At 62.5% G+C, this 24,730-nt stretch carries 19 protein-coding genes and 2 pseudogenes; 8 read left to right on the forward strand and 13 right to left on the reverse strand.

All coding sequences use genetic code 11. From position 1 onward, the window contains the following. Window positions 1–99: 99 nt before the first annotated feature. Window positions 100–2,238 carry a TonB-dependent receptor gene (locus QIY50_23940; protein WGV20298.1) on the forward strand — a complete coding sequence of 713 codons (2,139 nt, stop codon included), beginning with the start codon at window positions 100–102 and terminating at the stop codon, window positions 2,236–2,238. 302 nt (window positions 2,239–2,540) lie between these two features. After that, window positions 2,541–3,536, forward strand: a complete 996-nt coding sequence (locus QIY50_23945; GenBank protein ID WGV20299.1) for an IS110 family transposase — start codon at window positions 2,541–2,543, stop codon at window positions 3,534–3,536. 86 nt (window positions 3,537–3,622) lie between these two features. Here the strand turns inward: QIY50_23945 and QIY50_23950 are convergent, their stop codons facing one another. From QIY50_23950 to QIY50_23965, 4 genes are all read right to left on the reverse strand, one after another. Continuing rightward, window positions 3,623–4,144: an acyloxyacyl hydrolase gene (locus QIY50_23950; GenBank protein ID WGV20300.1), complete on the reverse strand. Its 522-nt coding sequence runs from the start codon at window positions 4,142–4,144 to the stop codon at window positions 3,623–3,625. 195 nt (window positions 4,145–4,339) lie between these two features. Next, window positions 4,340–5,086, reverse strand: coding sequence for a phytanoyl-CoA dioxygenase family protein (locus QIY50_23955; GenBank protein ID WGV20301.1), 747 nt, complete (start codon window positions 5,084–5,086; stop codon window positions 4,340–4,342). Between the two features lie 53 nt (window positions 5,087–5,139). Next, complete coding sequence (locus QIY50_23960) at window positions 5,140–5,583, reverse strand: carboxypeptidase regulatory-like domain-containing protein (GenBank protein WGV20302.1); 444 nt, start codon at window positions 5,581–5,583, stop codon at window positions 5,140–5,142. Between the two features lie 125 nt (window positions 5,584–5,708). After that, window positions 5,709–6,575 carry a LysR family transcriptional regulator gene (locus QIY50_23965; protein WGV20303.1) on the reverse strand — a complete coding sequence of 289 codons (867 nt, stop codon included), beginning with the start codon at window positions 6,573–6,575 and terminating at the stop codon, window positions 5,709–5,711. Between the two features lie 104 nt (window positions 6,576–6,679). Between QIY50_23965 and QIY50_23970 the strand changes: the two are divergent. Then, window positions 6,680–8,066 (forward strand): annotated as a pseudogene (locus tag QIY50_23970) (aldehyde dehydrogenase family protein). A gap of 137 nt (window positions 8,067–8,203) precedes the next feature. Here the strand turns inward: QIY50_23970 and QIY50_23975 are convergent. Next, window positions 8,204–10,114, reverse strand: a complete 1,911-nt coding sequence (locus tag QIY50_23975) for an AAA family ATPase (GenBank protein WGV20304.1) — start codon at window positions 10,112–10,114, stop codon at window positions 8,204–8,206. Window positions 10,115–10,315: 201 nt separating this feature from the next. Beyond that, window positions 10,316–11,215, reverse strand: a complete 900-nt coding sequence (locus QIY50_23980) for a helix-turn-helix domain-containing protein (GenBank protein ID WGV20305.1) — start codon at window positions 11,213–11,215, stop codon at window positions 10,316–10,318. Window positions 11,216–11,398: 183 nt separating this feature from the next. Here QIY50_23980 and QIY50_23985 point away from each other — a divergent pair, with 183 nt between their 5' ends. From QIY50_23985 to QIY50_23995, 3 genes are all read left to right on the forward strand, one after another. After that, on the forward strand, window positions 11,399–12,757 hold the full coding sequence (locus tag QIY50_23985; GenBank protein ID WGV20306.1) for a glutamine synthetase family protein: 1,359 nt from the start codon (window positions 11,399–11,401) through the stop codon (window positions 12,755–12,757). A gap of 67 nt (window positions 12,758–12,824) precedes the next feature. Next, window positions 12,825–13,913, forward strand: a complete 1,089-nt coding sequence (locus QIY50_23990) for a polyamine ABC transporter substrate-binding protein (GenBank protein WGV20307.1) — start codon at window positions 12,825–12,827, stop codon at window positions 13,911–13,913. 13 nt (window positions 13,914–13,926) lie between these two features. Further along, window positions 13,927–15,222, forward strand: a complete 1,296-nt coding sequence (locus QIY50_23995; GenBank protein ID WGV20308.1) for an FAD-binding oxidoreductase — start codon at window positions 13,927–13,929, stop codon at window positions 15,220–15,222. 100 nt (window positions 15,223–15,322) lie between these two features. Here QIY50_23995 and QIY50_24000 read toward each other — a convergent pair. After that, a pseudogene (locus QIY50_24000) lies at window positions 15,323–15,415 on the reverse strand (transcriptional regulator). A gap of 252 nt (window positions 15,416–15,667) precedes the next feature. On the opposite strand from QIY50_24000, the gene QIY50_24005 reads away from it, so the two are divergent. Next, on the forward strand, window positions 15,668–16,345 hold the full coding sequence (locus tag QIY50_24005; protein ID WGV20309.1) for a DUF3313 domain-containing protein: 678 nt from the start codon (window positions 15,668–15,670) through the stop codon (window positions 16,343–16,345). A gap of 139 nt (window positions 16,346–16,484) precedes the next feature. Here QIY50_24005 and QIY50_24010 read toward each other — a convergent pair whose 3' ends face one another. After that, window positions 16,485–17,861 carry an L-serine ammonia-lyase gene (locus QIY50_24010; protein WGV20310.1) on the reverse strand — a complete coding sequence of 459 codons (1,377 nt, stop codon included), beginning with the start codon at window positions 17,859–17,861 and terminating at the stop codon, window positions 16,485–16,487. A gap of 146 nt (window positions 17,862–18,007) precedes the next feature. Here QIY50_24010 and QIY50_24015 point away from each other — a divergent pair, with 146 nt between their 5' ends. Beyond that, complete coding sequence (locus tag QIY50_24015) at window positions 18,008–18,949, forward strand: LysR substrate-binding domain-containing protein (GenBank protein ID WGV20311.1); 942 nt, start codon at window positions 18,008–18,010, stop codon at window positions 18,947–18,949. 20 nt (window positions 18,950–18,969) lie between these two features. On the opposite strand, the gene QIY50_24020 is transcribed toward QIY50_24015, so the two are convergent. The 5 genes from QIY50_24020 to QIY50_24040 all read right to left on the reverse strand — a co-directional run bounded on the left by QIY50_24020 (window position 18,970) and on the right by QIY50_24040 (window position 24,721). Further along, window positions 18,970–20,388, reverse strand: a complete 1,419-nt coding sequence (locus QIY50_24020; protein ID WGV20312.1) for an undecaprenyl-phosphate glucose phosphotransferase — start codon at window positions 20,386–20,388, stop codon at window positions 18,970–18,972. A 147-nt stretch (window positions 20,389–20,535) separates the two neighbouring features. Continuing rightward, window positions 20,536–21,270 carry a WecB/TagA/CpsF family glycosyltransferase gene (locus QIY50_24025; protein ID WGV20313.1) on the reverse strand — a complete coding sequence of 245 codons (735 nt, stop codon included), beginning with the start codon at window positions 21,268–21,270 and terminating at the stop codon, window positions 20,536–20,538. Then, window positions 21,270–22,457: a glycosyltransferase family 2 protein gene (locus QIY50_24030; protein ID WGV20314.1), complete on the reverse strand. Its 1,188-nt coding sequence runs from the start codon at window positions 22,455–22,457 to the stop codon at window positions 21,270–21,272. The genes QIY50_24025 and QIY50_24030 overlap by 1 nt, the downstream gene beginning before the upstream one ends. Next, a complete protein-coding gene (locus QIY50_24035; protein WGV20315.1) occupies window positions 22,454–23,656 on the reverse strand; it encodes a glycosyltransferase in 1,203 nt (400 codons plus the stop codon). The genes QIY50_24030 and QIY50_24035 overlap by 4 nt, the downstream gene beginning before the upstream one ends. A gap of 60 nt (window positions 23,657–23,716) precedes the next feature. Then, a complete protein-coding gene (locus QIY50_24040; GenBank protein ID WGV20316.1) occupies window positions 23,717–24,721 on the reverse strand; it encodes a VirK/YbjX family protein in 1,005 nt (334 codons plus the stop codon). Between the last annotated feature and the right edge of the window lie 9 nt (window positions 24,722–24,730).

Genomic DNA, 24,730 nt, shown 5'->3' on the forward strand with positions numbered 1-24,730 from the left:
AGTGCCACACAAAAAGAATGCATTTGATAATGATTCGTAGTAGTTTTTCGGCGTTTATCCACCCTACCCTCAGCGCCCTACTCCAGGATCGTACCGTCGATGCGTCGCACGTTCGTTTCGCTTTGTGTGCTTCATGCTGTCTCCCCGCTGGTCTTTGCCGAGCCTGAACCGCTCAGCGAACCCGCCCAGATCGAACTTCAGGCCCTGAACATTACCAGCAGCGCCGACAGCGAACGTGCCGATGGCCCGGTCGAGGGCTACAAGGCTACCCGTTCGGCCAGCGCCACCCGCACCGACACCGCCCTGCACGAGACCCCGCAATCGGTCAGCGTGGTGCCCAAGGATGTTCTGCAAGACACCGGCGCCACGCGCCTTCAGGACGGCCTGGACTACGCCGGAGGTGTCGGCCGCGCCAACAACTTCGGCGGCCAGGGCCTGACCAGCTTCACCGTGCGTGGCTTCACCACCGGCGAATTCTACCGCAACGGTTTTCCGATCAACCGTGGCTACCCCAATGCGCCCGATGCCAACACTGTCGAGCGCCTTGAAGTGATCCGTGGGCCGGCCAGCAGCCTGTACGGCCGTGGCGACCCCGGCGGCACCTTCAACGTGGTCAGCAAGCAGCCGCTGCCAGAGTCCAAGGTCACCCTGGGCAGCCAGTTCGATGACCAGGGCATGCACCGCGCGACCCTGGATGCTACCGGGCCGCTGAACCAGGATGGCTCGCTGGCCTATCGCCTGAACCTGCTGGGCGAAGGTGGCGAGAGCTTCCGCGACGATGTGGAAAGCGAGCGCTATGATGTGGCGCCAGTGCTCAGCTGGCAGGTCAACGACAGCACCAGGATCGTCTTCGAAGGCGATTTCATGCGCAACAACCATCCGCTGGACCGCGGCCTGACCCGCTACCCGACCCAGACCGGCAGCGCCTCGCGTGACACTTACATCTGGGAAAAAGGCAGCGACAACCTACTGCACAACGACAACAACATGGCGCAGGTGCGCTTCGAGCACCTGCTCAACGACAACTGGACGCTGGGCGGTGGGTTCCAGTTCCTGGATGGTTCGCTCAAGGGTAATGCGGTCGAAGCCAACAAAGCACCTGCAGACGGCCGCACCCTGGAACGTAACTTCAACTACCGCAAGCTGGAGTGGACCGACCGCGACTGGCAACTGAACCTGACCGGGCATTTCGATACCGGAGCGTTCAGCCATACCTTGCTGACCGGCGTCGAATACGAGAACTACGACTACAACTCGATTATCCAACGCTCCTCCGCTGCTGATGGCACCTACCCCATCGACATCTACAACCCAGTCCTTGGCCAGACTCGACCTGCGCTCACCCGCACCACCACCTGGGACAAGGAAAACCTGCAGACCTGGGCCTTCTTCATCCAAGACCAGGTGGCCCTGACCGAGCGCCTGAAGGCGCTGGCGGGAGTGCGCTTCGAACGTTTCGAGCATGACTACGACGACAAGCTGCCGACCAACCGCGACTTCAACAAGGCCGAAAACGGCGTCACTCCGCGCTTCGGCCTGATCTACGACCTGAGTGACACCGTGGCGGTCTATGCCAACACCGCGCGCTCGTTCAAGCCCAACACCGGCACGCCTGCCAGCGGCGGCGGTGGCTTTGACCCGGAAAAAGGCAAGTCCTACGAGCTGGGCATGAAATGGGAGGCGCTCGACCGCCAACTCAGCATCGATGCCGCGATCTACCATATCGTCAAGGAAAACGTACTGGCCAACGACCCGAACGACACCACCAACACCTACAAAATCGCCGCCGGCGAGGTGCGCAGCCGTGGTCTGGACATCAACATCGCTGGCAATCTGACACCGGAGTGGCGCGTGATTGGTGGTTATGCCTACGTAGACGCCGAAGTGACCAAGGATACGACCCTGCCCAAGGGCACGCGCCTGGCCAACATCCCGCGCAACAGCTTCAGCCTGCTGAACACGTACGAGTTCCAGGATGGCCTGGCCAAAGGGCTGGGGTTGGGGGTTGGGGTGAAGTACGTGGATGATCGCGCCGGCCAGACGGCAGCCACGACCTACACCATGGAGCGCTACAGCGTGGTGGACCTGCTGAGTTACTACAAGGTCAACGAACACGTGCGGTTGAACCTGGACGTGAAGAACGTGTTCAACAAGGGCTATGATGAGGGGGCGTTCAACAACTACGTCTACCCGGGGGCACCGCGCACGGTGCAGGCCGGGGTTTCCTATACCTTCTGAATTGCTGGGCTGCTTTGCAGCCCATCGCGACACAAGGCCGCTCCTTGTATGTTGTGTCTGGCCTAGCGGGAGAGGTTATTCTCGTCGGGCTGAAGAAGCACTTCCGGGGAGGCCGATCGCTCCTGAAGGCAGGTATTGCCCCTGACCTTGTATGTAGAGAGGCCCCCCGCCTCATTGCCCACTGCGAAGAGTATCGAGAAGCCGACAAGTCGGACTTCGCATTACAAGGTTGCAGCAGCATGAAGTTCGAGGTCGGGGAACCGGAGGCCATTGTTACCTAACTCGCTTGGGAGAGGGAAGGAATGAGTGTCTGGGTTGGCGTCGATATCGGCTCACGTACTTCGGTCGTTGGGGTGCGTAAAGATGGGCGTCCGGCCGGACAGTGGGATATCGCTCAAACCCCTGCAGGCCGTAAGGCTGCGGTGAAAAAGCTGCTGGCACTCAAACCCAAGTCGATCGTGATGGAGGCGACCGGAATCTATTACCTGGACTTGGCCCTTGAGCTACATGCGGCTGACCTCCCTGTATCCGTGATCAACCCCAAGAGCTTCCACAATTTCGCCAAACTGATGCTGGTGAACAGCAAGACCGATGCAATAGATGCTCAACTGCTGTCCGAGTACGGCGAGCGTATGACACCGCGCTTGTGGACACCTCCAAGCCTTGTGCAGCTTGAACTGAGGGCTCTGGGGCGACACATCAATCGTTTGGTGGGGCATCGTACAAGGGCGAAGAACGAACTGCATGCATTGCAGGCGACCGCTACAACCGTGTCGATGCTGATCGAGGATCAGGAGGAAGCGATTGCTTCACTGGATAATCGAATTGAGCGCTTTCGTAAGGCGGGCCGCGAGCTGGTCGCCCAGTGTCCGACGCTTACTCGGCAGTACAAGCAGCTGCTCGCAGGGCCTGGGATGGGAGAAGTCTCTGCACTTGCGGCATTGGCTGAACTGACCATCCTTCCTCAAATGCTCAAGTCCTCGCAGGTAGCTCGCCACGCGGGTCTCGATGTTCGACAGACCCAATCGGGAACGAGCATTGATAAGCCCGGCAGACTCGGCAAAAGTGGGAATGCTTATCTACGGGCAGCCATGTACATGCCTGCCTTGACCGCAGTGCGCTGCGACCCTTATGCGAAGGCTTTTTACGAGTCGTTGGTCAACAGGGGCAAGAAGAAAATGCAGGCTATCGCTGCTGTCATGCGCAAGTACCTGACAGGCATCTGGGCATGTATGCGCGGGGATGAGCCATTTGATACGGCCAAGCTTTTCAGCTCTGAACACCTCAGAAAAGCTTGACCGCCAACAGAGTATCTACAAGGAAACCGCGATTTCCTGTAGGAGCGGCCTTGTGTCGCGAAAGGGCCGCACAGCGGCCCCAGGCATCAGAACCCTTTGCTGTAGAACAGCGAATACGATTCGATGCCATCGTTAGGCTGCTTGAGCCCAGCGTTGGAGTAATGCATCGCGCGGATGCCCACCTTCTGCTCCCCCGGCAATTTCAGGCCAAAGCCGATGCGGTCTTCGAAGTTGACCGCCGAGCCCAGGCGCTGGTCGCCCACGTCGGTCTTGGAAAACGCTGCCAGGCCAATACCGGCTTCGATGTAAGGGGTATAGCTGAAACCACTGAACTCGTAAGTGAACACCGGGCTGAACGACAGCGAGTGCGCGCCACTGGCTTCACCACCTTCCCAATAGGTGTAGGCCGCGTCCCAATATCCGGTCAGATAACCGGTACTGCTTTCAAGCCATTTCTTGTCCCAGTCGAACGACAGGCCAATACGGTAGGTCATGTCGCCTTGGCCAGTGGCGCCAACGGCGCCGCTCACCTGCGCTGCCTGGGCCAGATTCGCCCCGGCAAAGGCCAGCACTGCAGCAGCCAGCGAAGCTGCTAGACGGGTTTTCATCAATGACTTCTCCTGATGGTCTACACGGCACGCGGGGGCTTGGGCCCCTCGATCTTATGCGGGACCGGCTGCATCCCGGCCGGTCACACGGAGTAATACTTTTCTGATTATTGTCCAGATAAACAGAAAGTTGAAAGTGAATTGCCACTATTGGCTATTCCGTTTACCAGCATCTGCCCTGCCGAACGACAGCACTCAGTCGTATTCCGCCTCGTCGTGTTCGCCCAGCAGGCGCCTTTGCCTCGGTGTGGCCTCCTCCAGCACCTGCGGGTTGAAACGCCAGCTCAAGTATGGCGAAAACTTCTGTGCGACCATGCGCCGGCCATAGTGCACTTGCAGCATGTCGCGCACCTGCGACTGGCTGCAGTTGGCCGCGCCGCAGTGCCAGACATCGCTGCGAAACACCAGCGCATCGCCTGCCTTGCACAGCACCGGCTGTGCCTCACGGCCCTGCCAGTGTTGCTCGCCCGCCTGCGGTGGCCGCGCCGCGCGGTGGCTGCCGGGCACGATCCAGGTCGGCCCGATGTGATGGTCGATATCGCTGAGGTACAGCTGCGCAGTCAGGATCTGCGCAGGTTGGGTAAAGTCGCCGCGCTCGCTGAGCCAGGCGGGCAACTGCATGGGCAGATAGTCCAGGTGCAGGGCCATGCCAGGGTAGCCCGGGTGGCTACGCCAGGCGGTTTGCCCGATAACATGGCAGTCAGCGCCCAACGCTGCTTCGGCCAGGGCAATCAGCGGTGGCAGGTCGAGAAAAGGCAACCATAACGGGTTGCGGTTGAACACGCATTTATAGTGTTCCAGCAACCCTTGGTAATCCCAGTGAATGGGCTGCAGATCATCGATGGCACAGCGCAACAAGGCGATACGCAAGGGTTCGAGCACACCGGGGAGCAACACATAGCCCCGCTCGTCCAACATCTCCAGCTGAAGATCCAGGTTCATGGCGATGCGCTCCTTTCAGGCAGGAGCACATGCGTACTCCTGCCTGTGTTCCATCAACGCCAGTTCAGGTCCACGGTCGTCGGAGTCTTGCCATTCACGGTCACCAACTGTTGCACCGTCTGACCTTGGGCGTTGCCAGTGACTTTGTACTTGCCGGGAGGCAACTGCACGTACAGCAGCGGCCCGGCATCCACAAGGCTGAGCACGGACTGGCCCTGTGCATTCTGGATGTCGATGTTGGCACCGCTCTGGAATTTGCCTTCCGGGCCGGTGGAGAGTTCTACGTGCAGGTCATAGCCCGGAGTCTTGCGCAAGGCATTGGCTTCATCCTGGCCGATGCCGCCTTGCAGGTAACGGACGCCGTTCTGCTCCTGCTGTTGCAGTTGCACGGCCTGCATGTCGATTGGGGCATTGAGGTCGGCGGCGGCCGCCAGGGTCCATGGCAGCGCCAGGGCGATCAGCAACGCCGTGCCGAGGGCATAATGGTGGTTACGCATGATACGACCCTCCTTTCGAGGATGGCTTACCTATTATCTGATCCTCCGGGCGTAACGGCGTTCGTGCTGATGCGTGGTCGTGCGGATGAATTTCACTTTAACAGTGTTAATATCCATTTAAATCCTCAGCTTGCACGCTTTTCTTCAAGTAACTTCACGAACATGCTCAGGCTGCGCGACACCGTGCCCCGGCGCCACACCAGCCAGGTTTTCAGGTAGCGGAAATCCTCCGACATCGGCCAGGCACTGACAGTACTGCAACCAGGCATGTTGTCGAGCATGCTGCGCGGCATCATGGCTAGCCCGGCACCGGCGCTGACGCAGGCCAGCATGCCGTGATACGACTCCATTTCGTGGATCTTGCCCGGCACAGCCTGGTCCTGCACGAACCAGTTCTCGAAATGGTGGCGGTACGAACAGTTGGCACGAAAGGCATAAATGCTCTCGCCGTTGACGTCCTGGGCGCGGGTTACCGGGGCGTGGTTGAGCGGCGCGATGACCATCATTTCTTCCTCGAACACCGGCATGCCCTCCAGCGTAGGGTGCAACACCGGCCCGTCGACGAACGCCGCCACCAGGCGGCCGGACAACACCCCTTCGAGCATGGTCCCGGAAGGCCCGGTGGACAGGTCCAGGTCGACCTTGGGGTAGCGCTGGTTGTAGGCCGCCAGCAAGGCCGGGATGCGCACCGCCGCCGTGCTCTCGAGCGACCCCAAGGCAAAGGTGCCTTGCGGGTCTTCACCGGCCACGGTCAACCGCGCTTCGTGTACCAGGTCGAGGATGCGCCGGGTGTACTCGAGGAAATTCCAGCCTGCGGGGGACAGGCGCAGGCGGCTTTTTTCACGAATGAACAGCTCCACGCCGAGGTCTTCCTCCAGTTGCTTGATGCGGGTGGTCAGGTTCGACGGCACTCGGTGGATGTGCTGCGCGGCAGCACTGATGCTGCCTTGCTCTGCCACGGCCTTGAAAATCTCCAGTTGCACCAAGTCCACACCCTTTCTCCAAACGTGAATGTTTCGCTCATTATTATTCAGTTTTCATTAAAGCCCTAGCCCACTAGTCTGGCGTCACGGATCAACAACGAGAGTGTCCCAACATGAGCGCGATCAGCAGCCTGACCCACGCCATCTCCCTCGACCCCTACAGCGGCGAGCAGATCGGCGCCTACCCGTTCGACACCGACGCCGCACTGGAAGCGGCGCTGCAACGCGCCAAGGTTGGCTACCGCCAGTGGCGCCAGGTGTCACTGGGTCAGCGCAGCGAATACCTGCTTGCCCTGGCCAGCACCCTCGAAAACAAGGCCGAAGCCTTCGCGCAAATGATCAGCCGCGAAATCGGCAAGCCCATCGCCCAGGCTCGCGGTGAGGTCAGCAAGTGTGTCGGCCTGTGCCGCTGGTACGCCGAACACGGCCCGGCAATGCTCGCCGCCGAGCCGACCCAGGTCGAGAAAGCCCGCATCGAGTACCGCCCGCTCGGCCCGATCCTGGCCGTGATGCCTTGGAACTTCCCGGTCTGGCAGGTACTGCGCGGCGCCGTGCCGGCGATTCTGGCCGGCAACACCTACGTGCTCAAGCACGCGCCGAACGTGATGGGCAGCGCCTACCTGCTGGGCGAGCTGTTCAAGGACGCCGGCCTGCCGGAAGGCGTATTCGAGGTGCTGAACGTGACCCCGGACGGCGTCACCCGCGCCATCAATGACCCGCGCATTGCCGCAGTGACGTTGACCGGCAGCGTGCGTGCCGGCATGGCGATTGGTGCACAAGCCGGCGCCGCGCTGAAGAAGTGCGTGCTGGAGCTGGGCGGTTCCGACCCGTTCATCGTGCTGGCCGATGCTGACCTGGACGCCGCCGTGAAGGCTGCGGTGATCGGCCGCTACCAGAACACCGGCCAGGTCTGCGCTGCGGCCAAGCGCCTGATCGTGGAGGAAAGCATCGTTGACGAATTCACCCGAAAATTCGTCGAGGCTACTCGCGAGCTGAAAATCGGCAACCCACTGGAGGATGACACCTACATCGGCCCTATGGCCCGTTATGACCTGCGCGACGAGCTGGATGGCCAAGTCCAGGCAACCCTCGCCGAAGGCGCCACCCTGCTGTTGGGTGGCCACAAGGTGGATGGCGTGGCCAACTTCTACGCGCCGACCGTGTTCGCCAATGTCACCCCTGAGATGACCGCGTTCAAGCAGGAGCTGTTCGGGCCGGTGGCGGGCGATCATCAGCGCACGGGATGCGGAGCATGCGGTGGAGCTGGCCAACGATAGCGAATTTGGCCTGGCCTCGACCATCTACACCGCCGATTACGCGCTGGCCGAACGCATGACCGCGGCGCTGGATACCGGCGGCGTGTTCATCAACGGTTATTGCGCTTCCGACCCCCGCGTGGCGTTTGGCGGGGTGAAGAAGAGCGGCTTCGGGCGTGAGCTGTCGCACTTTGGGGTGCGTGAGTTCACCAATGCCCAGACGGTGTGGCTGGACCGTAACTGATTCATGACCCTGGTGCTGCTTTGCAGCCCATCGCCGGCAAGCCAGCTCCCACATCGACCGCATTGACTCCAAGCCATGTGCAGCACCTGTGGGAGCTGGCTTGCCGGCGATTGGGCCGCACAGCGGCCCCCAGCGACTTAATCGCGAACCTGGTCCTTGACCCAGTCCAGCATCCCCCCCGGCACGATCAGTTCATGCCGCGCCCGCGAACAGGCGGTATACAACCCTGCCAGCATTCGCGCCCGCTCATTGCGGTTGCCCGCCACCTGCGGCGCCACCAGCAGCTCTGGCGACACCATCACCCGGGCGAACTCCAGGTTCTTCACATCCCGCACGCGCCCCAGGAACAGCTTGGGCGCCTTGTCCCAACGATAACGGCTCTTGGCCCTGGCAAAGTGCTCCGGCGTGTAGCCCTTGCGCAGCATGTTGGCCACGGCAACGAAGGCCTTGTCATCACCCTTGTCCTGCTCCAGCGCCTGCCAGCTGGCGTAGCGGAACAGCATCGGGTGACGCGGCCGGGTACCATGGCGGTACAGCTCGATGCAGTCTTCGACGAACAACTCAAAGTCCTTGCGCGCGCTTTTCAGCAGCACGAACGGCACGCCTTGGTGGGTCAGGCGCTGGAACCAGCCAAACAGGCCCCATTCATCGTCGACGATAAGCGCCGTAGGCTGTTCCGGCACGCTCACCGTATCGAAGAAACTGACCCGGGTGTAATGCTCGGCGCTGCCACTGAAGGCCGCCTGGATCGCCGCCGGGTGTGCCTGGATCAATGGGTTGAGCACGTTGTCCATCGCCGGCCCGGCCCGCAGTGAATGGTCGATGTAACGCTGACGGATAAAGCCGCCATGGTGCGCGCTGAGGCCGTTGAGATTCTGCAGTTCGTCACCCAGGGCAATGATCGATTGCGGGCTGCGGTCGAGCACGGCAAGCATCGGAGCCGACAGCTCGTGGGCCTCATCGACGATTACATGGGTGTAGCGGCTGTCGATCACGTGGCCGGTCAGCGACAGCAGTTTGACCCGGTGGTAGTCGCGCACCGGCAACTGGATTTCCCGTGACGACGGGCGAATCAGCTCCTGCCAGTACAGGCGTGCCTTTTCCAGCAACACTTCCTGATCCAGCGGCGTGGTTCCCGGCCCGGCCCAGGGCAGGTGGTGCAACTGCAGCTGGGTGTCGGCGCTGTGACAGAACGTGCGTACCGCGCGAATGCACAACGCAACCACATCACGCGCGGCGAGCGGACCGATGTCGGGGATAGCCAGCCAACGTACCACCTGCGCATCCTGCGGGCGCCACGAAAGCCTGGTGCGATACGGGTCGCGCAAACGCCAGCCATTGCTGGTGAGATCGCGGTTGAGCAACTCGTCGGCGAGCTGGCCGAAGGTCAGCGCGGTGTAGGCGGCAGCATCCTTGACCCGCGCCTGCAAGGCGCGCAGCTGGCCTTCGGTCAAGGCCAGCAACAGCGTGCGCTGCGGCTCTAGCAGGCGGGCGAACTGGTGAATCAGGAACGTCTTGCCAGTGCCGGCAAAGCCCTGTACCGCCACCGACTCATCGATACCACTTAGGAATTCGCGCAGCAGGCGGTTCTGTTGGTCGCTGAGCATCAGGTCGCTGGCAAGGGAAGGCAGGTACACCGGGTGCAATGGGGTTGCTCGCTGGCGGTAGTTGTCGGCGAACTGGAAGTTCCACTGGCCCTCGGCGTCCAGCAACTCGTCGGCCTGGTACGCCACCTCGGTGGACAGCAGTGCGATACCGTTATCGCCCAGCATGCCGAGGCCCATGGCGAAGGCTTCGCGATCGAAGTGCTGTGCTACCTGGCCTTGGAAGCGCCCCGGTGCGGCGCTTTCGACTTCTTTGGCAATACGCACTATTTCGGCAAAGCGGCGTTCCTGCGCATCCGCCGAGGCGGTGGCGGGCTGGCGCGGCAGGTTTTGCACGAACAGCACTGCGGCGGCGTCGAGGACGCTTGCAGTGGTGAAGAAATCGGTAGTGGGCTCGCTGGCGAGGCTGTCAGCCTGGTCGCTGGGCAAAGGCAGGTAGAACATCGGCACCTCGGGTCGAATCAGGGCGGCACGATAGCAATTTTCGCGGTGGATTGCTGGGTTGTGTAGTGCCTGGGCCGGCCACTTCGCGGGCTCGCCCGTTCCCACAGGATCATCTCAGGGCCAGGCATTGTGAGGTCCCTGTGGGAGCGGGCAAGCCCGCGAAGAGGCCAGCAGCTACGCCATCAAACCACATCCCTAAACTCAGCCCCTGCCCCGCTTCAAGGTTTCACTGGGAAACTCCTTGAACAACTGCCGATAACTCTCTGAAAATCTTCCCAAATGCCAGAACGACCAGCGCATTGCCACCTCGGCCACGGTCACCCCACCACCGCGCAACAAATCGCGCCGCGCACCGTTCAGTCGGCGCAAACGCAACCAGTGCGCCGGCGGCATCCCGGTAAAGGCCTTGAAGGCTTGCTGCAATTGACGCAGGGAAACCCCGGCAACATCCGCCAGTTCCACCAGGTTCAGCGTTTCTTCCGGGCAGTCGGCCGCCCACTCGCTTACCCGGCGCATGATCGCCCGCTCCTCGTCGCGCCGCCCCAACGCCACACCCTGCAGGCGCTGGCAGGCATTGTCGAGGATGAACAGGCAGTCCTCCAGCAGCTGCTCCGCCAGGGCCTGCCCCTGCAGCGGGCAATCCGCCTCGCCCAGGCGGGTCAGTGTCGCGCTCAGCCAGCTGCCGAAGAGCGCATTCTGCCCGCTGCCCAGTGGCACCATGAACAACCCTTCCAGGCGCTGCGGGTCAAGCCCATGGCGGGCCAGGAACGCCTGGTCGAACACCACCGCAACTTCCTGGTAGTTCTCAGGCGTGATCCAGATGTTGCGGCTCTGTTCGTTCAGCAGGTACAGGCTGTTCTCGCTGCGGTCGAAGCAGAACGCCAGCGAGCCGCTCGGCGCTCGGAAAAACTGCTCCACCCGGGTGTTCAGCCGCTCCTCGTACACCTCTACACCGTCCAGCCCCAGGCAACGCAGCTCACCGCTGAAATGCCCGGGTGACATCTGCCGGTACTGCTGCTGCCATCCGGGGGTAGCACGTACTTGTTCGGTAACGTCGGTGGTGTGGAAAGCCTGGACTTGCAGGGCATTGGCGGTTGTCACGCTCGGTCCTAGTTGCACTCTTTTGGTGCATTCATTGCCGGAGAAAGTGGATAGATCAGCCTTGCGGGCTGCGACCAAGATAGTCTGCAGTGCGTCACCTGGGAAGCGGGACGCCCTCGAAACCGGATGACGGTTCACGCTGGCATGCTCGCTCCCCCACTAAAACCCAACCAAGAGGTCTGTATGAACGCCCCCTTCGATCAGCTGTCCACCTGGCTGAAAGAACACCGGATCACCGAAGTCGAATGCGTGATCAGCGACCTGACCGGCATTGCCCGCGGCAAGATCGCGCCCACCGCCAAGTTCCTCCACGAGCGTGGCATGCGTCTGCCCGAGAGCGTGCTGCTGCAGACGGTCACCGGCGACTACGTCGACGATGACATCTACTACAACCTGCTCGATGCCGCCGACATCGACATGGTCTGCCGCCCCGATCCGGCCGCCGTGTACCAGATCCCGTGGGCGATCGAGCCGACCGCTATCGTGATCCACGACACCTTCGACAAGCAAGGCAACCCCATCGAGCTGTCGCCGCGCAACGTGCTGAAGAAAGTGCTCAAGCTGTATGCCGACAAAGGCTGGCAACCGATCGTGGCCCCGGAGATGGAGTTCTACCTGACCCAGCGCTGCGAAGACCCGGACTTGCCCCTGCAAGTGCCGCTGGGGCGTTCCGGCCGTGCCGAAAGCGGCCGCCAGTCGTTCTCGATCGATGCCGCCAACGAGTTCGACCCGCTGTTCGAAGACGTCTACGACTGGTGCGAGATCCAGGGCCTGGACCTGGACACGCTGATCCATGAAGACGGCCCGGCGCAGATGGAAATCAACTTCCGCCATGGCGACGCCCTGGACCTGGCCGACCAGATCACTGTGTTCAAGCGCACCATGCGCGAAGCGGCGCTCAAGCACAACGTGGCCGCCACCTTCATGGCCAAGCCGATCACCGACGAGCCCGGCAGTGCCATGCACCTGCACCAGAGCGTGGTCGACATCGCCACCGGCAAGCCGATCTTCGCCAACGAAGACGGCAGCATGAGCCAGCTGTTCCTGTACCACATCGGCGGTTTGCAGAAGTACATCCCCAAGCTGCTGCCAATGTTCGCGCCCAACGTCAACTCGTTCCGCCGCTTCCTGCCGGACACCTCGGCACCGGTGAACGTCGAGTGGGGTGAAGAAAACCGTACCGCCGGGCTGCGCGTGCCCACTTCCAGCCCCGAGGCGATGCGCGTGGAAAACCGCCTGCCAGGCGCCGATGCCAACCCGTACCTGGCCATCGCCGCCAGCCTGCTGTGCGGCTACCTGGGCATGGTCGAGCACATCGAGCCCAGCGCACCGGTACAGGGCCGCGCCTACGAGCGGCGCAACCTGCGCCTGCCGATCACCATCGAGGACGCCCTGCAGCACATGGAAGACTGCGAAACCGTGCAGCAGTACCTGGGCAAGCAGTTCGTCCAGGGTTATGTGGCGGTCAAGCGTGCCGAGCACGAGAACTACAAGCGCGTGATCAGCTCGTGGGAGCGTGAATTCCTGATGCTCAGCGTCTGAACCACCCAAGGGGTGCTTTGCACCCCAACACACCGAACTCGAAGAACAAGACCAACGAGGTGTCTCCATGCGTCATCTGCAAACCCTGATCCCCGCCGCATTCACCCTGCTGTTCGCAACCACCACCCACGCCACCCCCTCGGTCAGCGTGTACAACTGGACCGACTACATTGGTGACACCACCCTGGCCGACTTCCAGGCCAGCAGCGGGATCAAGGTGGTCTATGACGTGTTCGATTCCAACGAAACCCTGGAAGGCAAGCTGCTGGCCGGGCGCACCGGCTATGACGTGGTGGTGCCGTCCAACCACTTCCTTGCGCGCCAGGCCCAGGCCGGTGCCTTACTGCCGCTGGATCGCAGCAAGCTACCGAACTGGCAGCACCTGGACCCCAGGCTGCTAAAGCAGCTTGAACAGAACGACCCCGGCAATCAGTACGCCGTACCCTACCTGTGGGGCACCAACGGTATCGGCTACAACGTCGACAAGGTCAAGGCGGTCCTTGGCGTCGACCATATCGATTCGTGGGCGGTGCTGTTCGAGCCCGAGAACCTGAAAAAGCTCAAGCAGTGCGGCGTAGCGTTCATGGACTCCCCCGACGAACTGTTCCCGGCCATGCTCAACTACCTGGGCATGGACCCGCGCAGCGAAAAAACGGCCGACTATGCCAAGGCGGAAGCCCGCCTGCTCGAACTGCGCCCCTACATCACCTACTTCCACTCCTCCAAGTACGTTTCCGACCTGGCCAATGGCGATGTCTGCGTGGCCTTCGGTTACTCCGGTGACGTGTTTCAGGCCGCCAACCGCGCCGTGGAGGCGAAAAACGGCGTGAAAGTCGCCTACAGCATTCCCAAGGAAGGCAGCAACCTGTGGTTCGACCTGCTGGCCATCCCCAAGGACGCCAACAACCCCGAACAGGCCCTGGCGTTCATCAACTACCTGCTCGACCCCAAGGTGATCGCCAAGGTCAGCGCCACGGTCGGCTATGCCAACGCCAACCCTGACGCCAAGGCCTACATGGACGCGTCGCTGGTGCACAACCCCGAGATCTACCCACCCCAGGACGTGCTGGACAAGCTGTACATCTCCAGCACGCCGAGCCCGAAGATCATGCGCGTCATGACCCGCTCCTGGAGCAAGATCAAGTCAAACCGCTGAGTCGAGAACGCCCATGTCTTTCACTACCCAACACACCGCTTCGTACTATGCCGCCACGGCACGCGACGCGGCGCCCTACCCTGGCCTGGATGGAGACCTGACCGCTGATGTGTGCGTGGTTGGCGGCGGGCTCACCGGGGTCAATACTGCCCTGGAACTGGCCGAGCGCGGGCTCTCGGTGGTGCTGCTGGAAGGCCGGCGCATCGGCTGGGGCGCCAGCGGCCGCAACGGCGGCCAGCTGATTCGCGGCATCGGCCATGATGTCAGCGGCTTTGCCCGGCATGTCGGCCAGGACGGCGTGCGTTACCTGAAGCAGGCCGGCATCGACTCGGTGGCGCTGGTGGCCAGCCGCATCGCCCGGTACGGCATTGCCTGCGACCTGCGCTGGGGCTTCTGCGAACTGGCCAACACCTCTGCGCAGTTCGCTGCATTCAAGGACGAACAGGACGATCTGGCCGCACTCGGTTATCGCCCTGAAACCCGCCTGGTCAGTGCCGAGCAATTGCATGAAATCGTCGCCAGCGACCAGTACGCCGGCGGCCTGGTGGACATGGGCTCGGGCCACCTGCACCCGCTCGATCTGGTCCTGGGGGAAGCCCGCGCAGCCCAGGGCCTGGGCGTGCGCATCTTCGAGCAGAGCCCGGTGCTGCGCATCGAGCATGGCCCCCAGGTGACCCTGCACACCGCCCGCGGCAAGGTGCGGGCAACCAGCCTGGTGCTGGGCTGCAACGCCCACCTCGATGAACTGGAACCACGCCTGAGCGGCAAGGTGTTACCGGCCGGCAGCTATGTGGTGGCTACCGAGCCACTGCCCGAACCACTGGCCAGCAGCCTGATCCCGCAGAACATGGCGCTGTGCGACCAGAAGGTCGGCCTTGACTACTACCGCCTCACGGCAGACCGGCGCCTGCTGTTCGGCGGTGCCTGCCACTATTCCGGCCGCGACCCCAAGGACATCGCCGCCTACATGCGGCCCAAGGTGCTGAAGGTGTTCCCGCAACTGGCCAACGTGCGTATCGACTACCAGTGGGGCGGCATGATCGGCATCACCGCCAACCGCTTCCCCCAGGTCGGGCGCCTCAGCCAGCACCCCAATGTGTACTATGCCCAGGGGTATTCCGGGCATGGGCTGAACGTGACGCACTGGACGGCGAAACTGCTGGCCGAAAGCATCGCACTCGGCCACAGCCAGGGGCTGGACGTGTTCAGCGCCGTGCCACACCTGACCTTCCCGGGCGGCAAGGCACTGCGCTCGCCACTGCTGGCGCTGGGGATGTTGTGGTATCGATTGCGGGAGGTGCTGGGGTGAGGTGTCAGCGATCTTGCCTGCGAATCGGAAGTTAAACGAGATTTTTCAAAAATCACCGTAATCCACTGTTTTAGAAAGATTTTCAAACCAAATACAGCACTTAAAGAAGAACCTGCAACCCTTTGTTTTTAATGAGATTCAGCAACTTCAAAGCCGGTCCGGACGGGCGTGTCTCGCCCTGCTCCCATTTGCGCTTGCCAACGCGCGAAATCCTTGCGCTTGAAAATTTCCATCACCGGACCCCAACCATACCCTTAACGGGCATAGTTTTTCCACGGGCGGTAGTAACTGAAAAGCCAGCGAGGTCCCAAGACACTGTAGGAATTTGCGCGCCTGGGAACATTACCGCAGCCAATTCCCACTACAGATTGAACCAGCCCACTGGCCAACTGTCGCGCACCTGCTAGCGTTGTTCTGGCCGACCTATCATGGATGCATTTTCATCATGAAATCATTGCCTCGCCTTACCTTGCTGTGCGCCGCATTGCTTACCGTCGCTGCCTGCTCCAGCAACCGCGTGGACCCCAAGGACTACTCCGGCTTCCTCAAGGATTACAGCCGGCTGCAAGAGACCAAGAGCCCTTCGGGCGACCCGGTGATGCGCTGGATCGACCCGAAGGTCAATATCAACCAGTACAGCCAAGTGTTCATCGAGCCCAGCCAGTTCTACCCCAGGCCTCAGCCGACGGAGGTCATCTCGACCCAGACGCTGCAGGAAATCACCCGCTACTTCAACGAAGCGCTGCGCCGTGAGATGGGCAGCGTGGTGCCATTGGCCAAGGGCCCCGGCCCGGGCGTGATCGTGGTGCGCCCGGCAATCACCGCAGTGTCCACCAGCAACGAGGGCCTCAAGCCCTATGAGGTGATCCCGATTGCGTTGATTTCAGCCGGTGTGAACACTGCAATGGGCGGCCGGGACCAGGAGGTGGATGTCGGTGTGGAGGCTGCGTTCCTCGATGGTTCCAGCCAGAAGGTGCTGGCCCAGGTGGTGCGCAAGGGCACGGGGCAGGAACTGGAGAACAAGACCACCAAGCTGACCCTGAATGACGTCAAGCCAGTGCTGGACGGCTGGGCCAAGGACATGCGCGCGAGCTTCCTGGAAGCGAAACAGAAAGCCCGCTAAAAGCCCACTGCCCCTGTAGGAGCGGCCTTGTGTCGCGAAAGGGCTGCGAAGCAGCCCCGGCTATTTCAGTGTAAACGCATGAATCTGGGGCCGCTGCGCGCCCCATCGCGACACAAGGCCGCTCCTACAGCTGACCGCGTCAGCATTCGACGAAGGCAACGGCCAGCCCGCCGCGCGAGGTCTCCTTGTAGTTGGCATGCATGTCCGCCCCGGTATCGCGCATGGTGCGGATCACCCGGTCGAGCGAGATGAAGTGCTCGCCATCCCCCCGCAACGCCATCTGCACGGCGTTGATCGCTTTCACCGCAGCAATCGCGTTGCGCTCGATGCATGGCACCTGCACCAGGCCACCAACCGGGTCGCAGGTCAGCCCAAGGTTATGCTCCAGGGCAATCTCGGCGGCATTTTCCAGTTGCGGCGGCGTGGCACCCAGCACCTGGGCAAGGCCGGCGGCGGCCATCGAACAAGCCGAACCCACCTCGCCCTGGCAGCCGACCTCGGCCCCGGAAATCGACGCGTTCTTCTTGCACAGGATGCCGACCGCCGCCGCCGCCAGTAGGAAGTCCACCACATCCGCGTCGCACGCGCCCGGGTTGAACTTCATGTAGTAGTGCAGCACGGCCGGAATGATGCCAGCCGCACCGTTGGTAGGCGCAGTCACCATGCGCCCGCCGGCGGCGTTCTCTTCATTCACCGCCAGGGCGAACAGGTTGACCCATTCCATGGCACTGAGGGTGGAACCGATCACGTTGGGCTTGCCCAGCTCCTGCAGGCTGCGATGCAGCCGCGCCGCGCGGCGCTTGACGTGCAACCCGCCAGGCAGGATGCCTTCGTTGCGCAAGCCATTGTCGACGCATTCGCGCATGGCGCCCCAGATCCGCAGCAGGCCCTCACGTACCTCGGCTTCCGGGCGCCAGGCACATTCGTTGGCCATCATCAGTTGCGCCACGCTCAAACCATGGGCCTTGCACAAGGCCAGCAACTGCGCAGCACTGTCGAATTCGTACGGCAGCACCAACGCGTTCACTTCGACTGCAGGCGCATCGATCTCGGCTTGCTCGACGATAAAGCCACCGCCCACCGAATAGTAGGTCTGGCGCAGCAGGCTGCCCTGCCCGTCCATGGCTTCCAGGCTCATGGCATTGGGGTGGTACGGCAGGTTTTCGTCGAGCAGCAGCATGTCGCGGCTGTACTCGAACGCCAGTGGGTGGCTGCCATCGAGCATCAGGCAGTGCTCCTGCATAACCTGGCCAATACGCGACTCGATGGTGGCCGGGTCGATGCGGTCCGGCCATTGCCCCATCAGGCCGAGCAGGCAGGCGCGATCAGTGGCGTGACCAACCCCGGTGGCCGACAGCGACCCGTATAGCCGCACCTCGACACGGCTTACCCTGGCCAACAGCCCCTGTTCACGCAGGGCCTGGGCAAAAGTAGCCGCCGCCCGCATGGGGCCGACGGTGTGGGAACTGGACGGCCCGATGCCGATTTTGAAAAGGTCGAAAACACTGATAGCCATGCTAATGCCTGACCGTGCCCGGGACTAATGCCGCAGCACGGATATCTGGAAAAATTGAGTGGTATTGCGATTTTGCGCGATACTGCCGCGCTGGCTCACGGATGACCAACGAAACTTCCTAAGCAAGGCTTTAGTGGTACTAAACGATGCGACGACAACTCAATGGCCAGATGTTCGTCTGGCTGCATGTGTTCGCCTGTGCCGCCCGGCACTTGTCCTTCACCCGCTGTGCCGAAGAGCTGCATATCACCCCGGGTGCAGTCAGCCAACAGATGCGCCAGCTGGAAGAACGACTGGGCTACCGGCTGTTCCTGCGCCGGGCACGCGGCGTGGAACTGAGCGCCGAAGGGCAACGCCTGGCGCAGACGGTGGCCGAAGCCTACGGCAGCATCGAAGCCGAACTGCTGCGCCTGGACGCCGGTGAAATCCGCGGCACCTTGCGCCTGCGCTCGATCCCGTCGTTTCTGGCCAAGTGGCTCACACCCCGCCTGCCACGCTTTCAGCAACGCTACCCGGACATCGAGTTGCGGCTGGTGGCCGAAGACAGTGCCCAGGCCCTGAACCCGGGCGATTTCGACCTGGCCATCGACCTGAACGATGGCAGCTACCCCGGCATGCTCTCGACGCCGCTGCTGGATGAACAGATCTTCCCCGTGTGTTCCCCCACCTTGCTGCGCGGGCGCCCACCGCTGCATGGGCCGGCGGACCTGGCACACTACCCGCTGCTGCACGACATCACGGCCTGGCGTGGCAGTTCGGAATATGCCGAATGGGAGTTCTACCTGGAGGGCATCGGCGCCATCGGCCTGGATGTGCGGCGTGGGCACACCTTCAACCGCAACCATCTGACCATCGAGGCGGCGATCGCCGGCAGTGGCGTCGCGATTGCCCGGCGCACCCTGCTCAACGACGAACTGGAGCGCGGTGCGCTGATCGTGCCTTTCGGCGTGCCGATCGCCAATCACAAGCGTTATGTGGTGCATTACCCGCCGGGTGGGCTGAACCAGCCGGGGGCACGGGCGGTGCATGACTGGCTGGTGGAGGAAGCGCGGGTGTTCAGGGAGCTGCACCCGTTGAACAAGGACTAGCTCACTTGCGCGCTCCTGCTTCAATACGCCTGCTTGCCGGTAAACGCATTCAGCGTGCGCACCAGAATCACGAAGTCCAGCCATAGCGACCAGTTGTTGATGTACTCGATGTCCGAGTCCACCCGCTGAATCATCTGCTCGATATCCTTGGTTTCGCCCCTGAACCCGCGCACTTGCGCCAGGCCGGTCATGCCAGGCTTGATGTTGTGGCGGGCAAAGTAGTCGACGATGTCCTGCGAATACAAGGTGTCATGTTGCAACGCATGCGGCCGCGGCCCAACCAGCGACATCTCCCCGGTCAGTACATTGAACAACTGCGGCAGTTCATCCAGGCTGGTGCGGCGGATGAAGGCGCCGACCCGGGTCAACCGCGGGTCGTTCTTCTGCGCCTGCTTGATCACGCCCGCTTCCGGCTGGTGGACATGCATGCTCCTGAACTTCCAGATGCGGAACGCTTCCCCGGTCCAGCCGGTACGTTCCTGACGGAAGAACACCGGGCCGCGGCTATCGAGCTTGATCGCCAGCGCAACGGCCAGCAACACCGGCGATGCAAACAGCAGGATCAGCGCCGCCAATAGCCTGTCTTCGAGATTTTTCAGGAACAGGCTCATGCCCGTCAGCGGTGTTTCCGACAAGGTCAGTACAGGAATGCCGGCGATTTCCCTCACGCTGTGGTTGATCAGGCGCAACGAGAAGATGTCCGGCACCCAGTTCACCGCGATGCACTTGTCGAGCAGCTTCAAATACACATCGTTGATAACCTCGGAACCACCCAGCGGGGTCACCAGGTACACCGTGCGAATGCCGTGGCGGGCCACGATATCGTCGAGCTCGGCAATATGCCCGAGCACCGGCAGGCGCTGCTTGCCTTCGGTGCTTTCGCCCCCCGGCTCCTCGGCCCCGATCAGCACGCAACCCAGCACACGCTCGCCGAGCCAAGGGTTGTTGCTGATTTTCTGATACAGGAAATTGGCCAGGTCACCGGCACCAATGATCAGGGCGTTGTCCAGGCGTGCATGGGCGGTAAAGCGCTTTTGCAACTCTCGCACGGCAAAATGCAGGAACAACTGGGCAATGTAGCCAATGATGAACAACTGCACGACCAACAGCCGCGAATAGGTTTCGCTCTGCTTGGTCAGGAATGCCATGACCACCAGGAAGCAAAAGGTAGCCGACCAGGCCTTGAACAGCCGGAACGCCTTGATGGAAAGCCCGACGTTGGTACGGTAGATCGCGTAATGATCGTAAATGACTGCCAGTGCGCCAACCAGCAACAGCAGCATGATCACATAATCGGAAGTGATGTAGCCAAACTGGTCGTAGATCAGGTACCAGGCAATACTGGTGACTGCAATTCCGTCGAGACCGGCCTGAATGGCGTTACTTACGCTACTTCTTCTTTGCAGCAAGGAACGACTGCTTCTGGGTTCGAAAACCATTTCAGACCTCATCGATTTGCGCGCAGCACGTGGCTTTGGTCAAACAGCCAGTCTTGACGAAAGCTCATGCACAGCCAGTGAGCCAGAACCGTGCAGCCTCAGCCCATGATCTCACTGTAGCAGCCACCCGCCATCAGTGTGCCGTAATCACTGCCCGCCCCGGCGGTACCGCAAGGTGCGCAGCAGGAACAACGGGTTGCCCACCACGTAGCGCATGAACAAACGCTTGGGCTCGCGCCACAGCCGGTACAGCCACTCCCCGCCCAACCGCCGCAGCCACTCGGGCGCCCGGTTGACCTTGCCGCCGAGAAAATCCAGGATCGCACCGCCGCACACGATCAGGCACGGCCCGCCAGTGGCCGCCAGCCTCGCCGCCACTGCCTCCTGCCGGGGCATGCCCATGCCCAGCACGATCAGCTCCGGTTGCAGCTCCCTGGCCAGCTGCAGGTAGCTGTCGACGCTGGCAAAGCCATCGTGAACCGACACCGGCAGCACCCCGTACAGGGCAGCGCTGCGCTGCGCGGCCTGGTCCAGGTAAGGTTGCCGAGTGCCCCAGAAAGCGACCCGCCGCCCCCGGTAGGCGGCCATGAGCCTGGGAATGAAGTCGGTACCATTCATGTTGAGCCCGGGTTCAAGCCCCAGCCGGCGATACAGGATCGCCATGCCGGAGCCATCGCGCAGCAGCACGTCGGCAGCAGACAGTGCCTGGTGGTATGCACCATCGCGTACCACCAGGTTCATTGCATGGGCATTGACGAAGCCCAGCACGGTCGGCACCTGCGGGGTGGCAAGCCTGTCGAGCAGCTGCTGCGCGGCAGCGGCATCAGGCACCACGTCGAGCTTGCCGACCAGGGTATTCCAGCGTTTCTGCCACTCTGCCATCAGCCTTCATCCCGTTTCGAACGTACCCATTCAACCTGGCGCTTGATCACAAACCGCAGATACAAGGGGACCTTCCTTGCGACGTAAAACGGCGCATACAGCAACACGGAAAACGGGATCAGTTCGCGACAGAAGCGCGCCCAGGCCAGCACGATGGCAAGGCCCAGCAATGCCAGCGCGCAAAGGGCGATCCACGCCGGTGCCGCCAGGCCGAACAGCAGGTACGCCAGCCAGGCCACCAGGTTGAGCCCGAGCAGGGCCAGTACCAGCAACGCCAGGGGCGGCACCAGCAGGTCCAGGGTCATGGCCAGCAGGCTGCTGTTACGCTGGGTGATTGCGACCAGCGCACGCCTGGGCGCATCGGCCAGCATCAAGCCCAGATGCCCATGCTCCCAGCGCGTGCGCTGGCTAGCCAGGCCTTGCTGGCCGGCCGGGAACTGGCTGCTGACCACCGCCTCAGGGCAGAACACTGGGGGCTTGCCCTGTTGGCACAGGTCCAGGCCCAGCTTCACATCCTCTACCAGGTGCCCGTTGGCCAGGTCGATCAAGGCCAGGTCATGCCAGCCGAACGCCATGCCCGCGCCCATCAACTGGCAAGGCAGGCCCAGCCGTGCCCAGCCACGCGGGCGCACCAGGTTCTTTACCCGCCAGGCGAACTCGGCAACCTGCACCTTAAGCCCAGCCCCAGCCGGTGCACGCATCAGGTACAGTGCCTGTACCGGGCGGTCGACCTCACGGCAGCGCCGCGCCAGACGCTCGATTGCCCACTCGCCCACCTGGCAATCGGCGTCCACCACGATCACCACCTCGGGTGGCTGCCCGGCCAGGTGGCGCACGCCAAAGTCGAGGGCGTAGCCCTTGCCGCGCAACTGTGCGTCGTGGCGTTCCACCACTTCGGCACCAGCCTCGCGCGCCAGCCGCGCAGTGTCGTCCGTGCAGTTGTCCGCCACCACCAGCAAGCGGTCGCCAGGGCGCAACTGCGGAACAATGCTCGCCAGCGTGGCACGAATGATCGAAGCCTCGTCATGGGCTGGCACCAGTACTGCCACCTGCGGACGAGCATGGCTGCCCAAGGGCTGAACACGCGCCGGCAGGCAGGCCATCAGCACCTGCAGCAACAGCAGCAGCACCGGCAACAGGACGAGGGCCGCCACCACACCCAATAACCCAGCCAATACACTCATCATGCGGACACCTTGAAGTAGCCGGCCAACCTGGCCGCCTCGGTATCGATGTCATGCCGTTGCAGTACCCGCTGGCGAGCCGCCTCGCCCATGCTCTGCAGCACTTCGGCGGGCTGCGCCAGGCACTCGGCCATGGCCGCCGCCAGCTCGTCCACGGCGCCGGCGGGGAACAACCAGCCGTTCTCGCCCGGCCGCACCAGCTCGGGAATGCCGGCCACGTAAGTGGTCAGCACTGGCCGGCGCAAGGCCATGGCCTCCATGATCACCACCGGTAAACCCTCGGCAAAGCTGGGTAGCACCAGCGCGCGGGCGGCGAGGATTTCCTCGCGCACCTGTGCGCTGCTGATCCAGCCCGTGATGCGCACCTGCTGCTGCAAGCCATGCCGTGCAATCAACGCCTCGATCTGCCCACGCATTTCACCGTCGCCGGCCAGCACCAGCTCGCAGGCGATCGACCGGCCGGCCAGTACCCGCACGGCCTCGAGCAACAGCAGCTGGCCTTTCTGCTCGCACAGGCGGCCGACGCAGACCAGGCGCGGTGCCGTGGGCACGCTGACCGGTGCCACCTCATGGAAACTGCGCTCAAGGCCACAATGCACCACCTTCACCTTGGCCCAGTGATCATGTGCCACCCAGCGAAACAACTGGCTGCGCCCGTACGAGCTGACCGCCGCGACAAATGCAGCACGCCGCACCTTCTCGCCCATGTGCAGGAACTGCGGCTTGTCGAACTCCTCCGGCCCGTGCACGGTAAAGCTGTAGGCTGGCCCGCCCAGCACGTTGGCCAGCATCACCACCTCGGTGGAATTGGTGCCGAAATGCGCATGCACATGTTTTGCCTCGCCTGCCTGCAACCACTGCAGTACCTGACAGGCTTCGGCCAGGTAGACCAGGTGGTAGGGCCAGGCGCGGTCGGCCCGCAGGCCAAGGCGCATGGCCAGCCATAGCGCCCGGAAGAACCGCCGCGGTTGCGCGCGCAGCACTTGCCAGGCCGGTGCCAGCAAGCCTTTGACGCCACGCTGCAGCACATAGCGGGTTCTGGCTCGTTCGCTCGCGTCCTCGGCGTCCTGCAACTCGGCGTCCCACCCGCGCAGCGCAATGCGCTGCACCTCTACCCCCTGGCGCTCCAGCGCCAGGATTTCGCGGCGGATGAAACTGTGGCTGACCTTCGGGTACTGGTTTATGAAGTAAGCAATGCGCATAGGAATCCAGATCAAGACCCGCGTAGTGAACCTTCGGCCCTGCCGCGGCAGGGCCGGCCATTACTTCAGGCTGTCGACAACCGGTGGCCGGCGCCCCGCCGCTACCACCTCGTCAGATGCATCCCCCTGTTCCTCTTGTAGTCCAAGCGTGTGACCGCTGCCTGGCAACGCGGCCTGCAAGCGGGCAAAAATCTTGTCGAGCAGCGCCTGGCGACGGCGGTACATTGCCCGTTTCTTCGCCGGAATATCCTGTTCCGCCCGCTGCGCCGCAGCCAGCGGAAGGGCGAAGAAGTCAGCATGGTTCGATGCCGTAGCGCCGTGCTCCAGCCAGATCAGGTCGTAATTGGCCGCCAGGTCCTGGCCTTTGTCGTTGCCAAAATACGCGTGCCGATGGTGGCGGCAGGCGTCACTGACGGCATACAGATGCACCACGCCCAGCGTCCTGGCCAGGCACTTCAATGCCTCCAGCAGCAGGCTGCGCGGGCGCAGCCCTTCGAAATCCTTGGTCAGGTCGCGGTAGATGGCCAGTGACGTTTCGCTGTCGATCCCCTTGTGGATGCCCTGCACGGCACCGATGAACAGGCACAGTTCGCCCTGGCTGCGGCACAGGCTGAATGCCAGGGATGCCACGCGCAGGTCGCCCTGGAACAGGTTCAATACCAGCTCGCCTTCGCGCTTGAACCAGATCGGCCGGTCCAGGACCAGGCGACAGGCCGGCGAATGGCTGGACAGCTCGCACAGCGTCAGGCTTTCGTCCCGCCCCAGCAGCAACAGCGCCGGAAACTGCCCGGCCAGCACTTCGAAGTGCGAAGCCACCACCTCCAGGCGCTGCGGGGCCTGCCAGCATTTGCTGAGGTAAGGCCACTGCACGACACCGATGCAATCCACCCCCAGCCGCTGCAAACCTTGCTGGCCCAGCGCCGCCGTCATGCGCCGCAGGAACGCCTTCAGCTCAGGCCATTGCCTGGCAATCTGCAGCGTCAACTTGCACTTGTTGTTCAGCGCCCGCAACGAATAGCCCGGTTGCAAGGTAAACACGCTTCTCACGATCGTGCCGAGCATCATGGGCCTCTC

Origin of the sequence: Pseudomonas putida (genome assembly GCA_029953615.1) — a bacterium.
Taxonomy (GTDB): Bacteria; Pseudomonadota; Gammaproteobacteria; order Pseudomonadales; family Pseudomonadaceae; genus Aquipseudomonas.

What these genes read in the sequence shown, in the direction of transcription:
- QIY50_23940 (WGV20298.1), top strand. Translation starts at nt 100, where the DNA reads ATGCGTCGCACGTTCGTTTCGCTTTGTGTGCTTCATGCTGTCTCCCCG.
- QIY50_23945 (WGV20299.1), top strand. Translation starts at nt 2,541, where the DNA reads ATGAGTGTCTGGGTTGGCGTCGATATCGGCTCACGTACTTCGGTCGTT.
- QIY50_23950 (WGV20300.1), bottom strand. Translation starts at nt 4,144, where the DNA reads ATGAAAACCCGTCTAGCAGCTTCGCTGGCTGCTGCAGTGCTGGCCTTT.
- QIY50_23955 (WGV20301.1), bottom strand. Translation starts at nt 5,086, where the DNA reads ATGAACCTGGATCTTCAGCTGGAGATGTTGGACGAGCGGGGCTATGTG.
- QIY50_23960 (WGV20302.1), bottom strand. Translation starts at nt 5,583, where the DNA reads ATGCGTAACCACCATTATGCCCTCGGCACGGCGTTGCTGATCGCCCTG.
- QIY50_23975 (WGV20304.1), bottom strand. Translation starts at nt 10,114, where the DNA reads ATGTTCTACCTGCCTTTGCCCAGCGACCAGGCTGACAGCCTCGCCAGC.
- QIY50_23985 (WGV20306.1), top strand. Translation starts at nt 11,399, where the DNA reads ATGAACGCCCCCTTCGATCAGCTGTCCACCTGGCTGAAAGAACACCGG.
- QIY50_23990 (WGV20307.1), top strand. Translation starts at nt 12,825, where the DNA reads ATGCGTCATCTGCAAACCCTGATCCCCGCCGCATTCACCCTGCTGTTC.
- QIY50_23995 (WGV20308.1), top strand. Translation starts at nt 13,927, where the DNA reads ATGTCTTTCACTACCCAACACACCGCTTCGTACTATGCCGCCACGGCA.
- QIY50_24005 (WGV20309.1), top strand. Translation starts at nt 15,668, where the DNA reads ATGAAATCATTGCCTCGCCTTACCTTGCTGTGCGCCGCATTGCTTACC.
- QIY50_24010 (WGV20310.1), bottom strand. Translation starts at nt 17,861, where the DNA reads ATGGCTATCAGTGTTTTCGACCTTTTCAAAATCGGCATCGGGCCGTCC.
- QIY50_24015 (WGV20311.1), top strand. Translation starts at nt 18,008, where the DNA reads ATGCGACGACAACTCAATGGCCAGATGTTCGTCTGGCTGCATGTGTTC.
- QIY50_24020 (WGV20312.1), bottom strand. Translation starts at nt 20,388, where the DNA reads ATGGTTTTCGAACCCAGAAGCAGTCGTTCCTTGCTGCAAAGAAGAAGT.
- QIY50_24025 (WGV20313.1), bottom strand. Translation starts at nt 21,270, where the DNA reads ATGGCAGAGTGGCAGAAACGCTGGAATACCCTGGTCGGCAAGCTCGAC.
- QIY50_24030 (WGV20314.1), bottom strand. Translation starts at nt 22,457, where the DNA reads ATGATGAGTGTATTGGCTGGGTTATTGGGTGTGGTGGCGGCCCTCGTC.
- QIY50_24035 (WGV20315.1), bottom strand. Translation starts at nt 23,656, where the DNA reads ATGCGCATTGCTTACTTCATAAACCAGTACCCGAAGGTCAGCCACAGT.
- QIY50_24040 (WGV20316.1), bottom strand. Translation starts at nt 24,721, where the DNA reads ATGATGCTCGGCACGATCGTGAGAAGCGTGTTTACCTTGCAACCGGGC.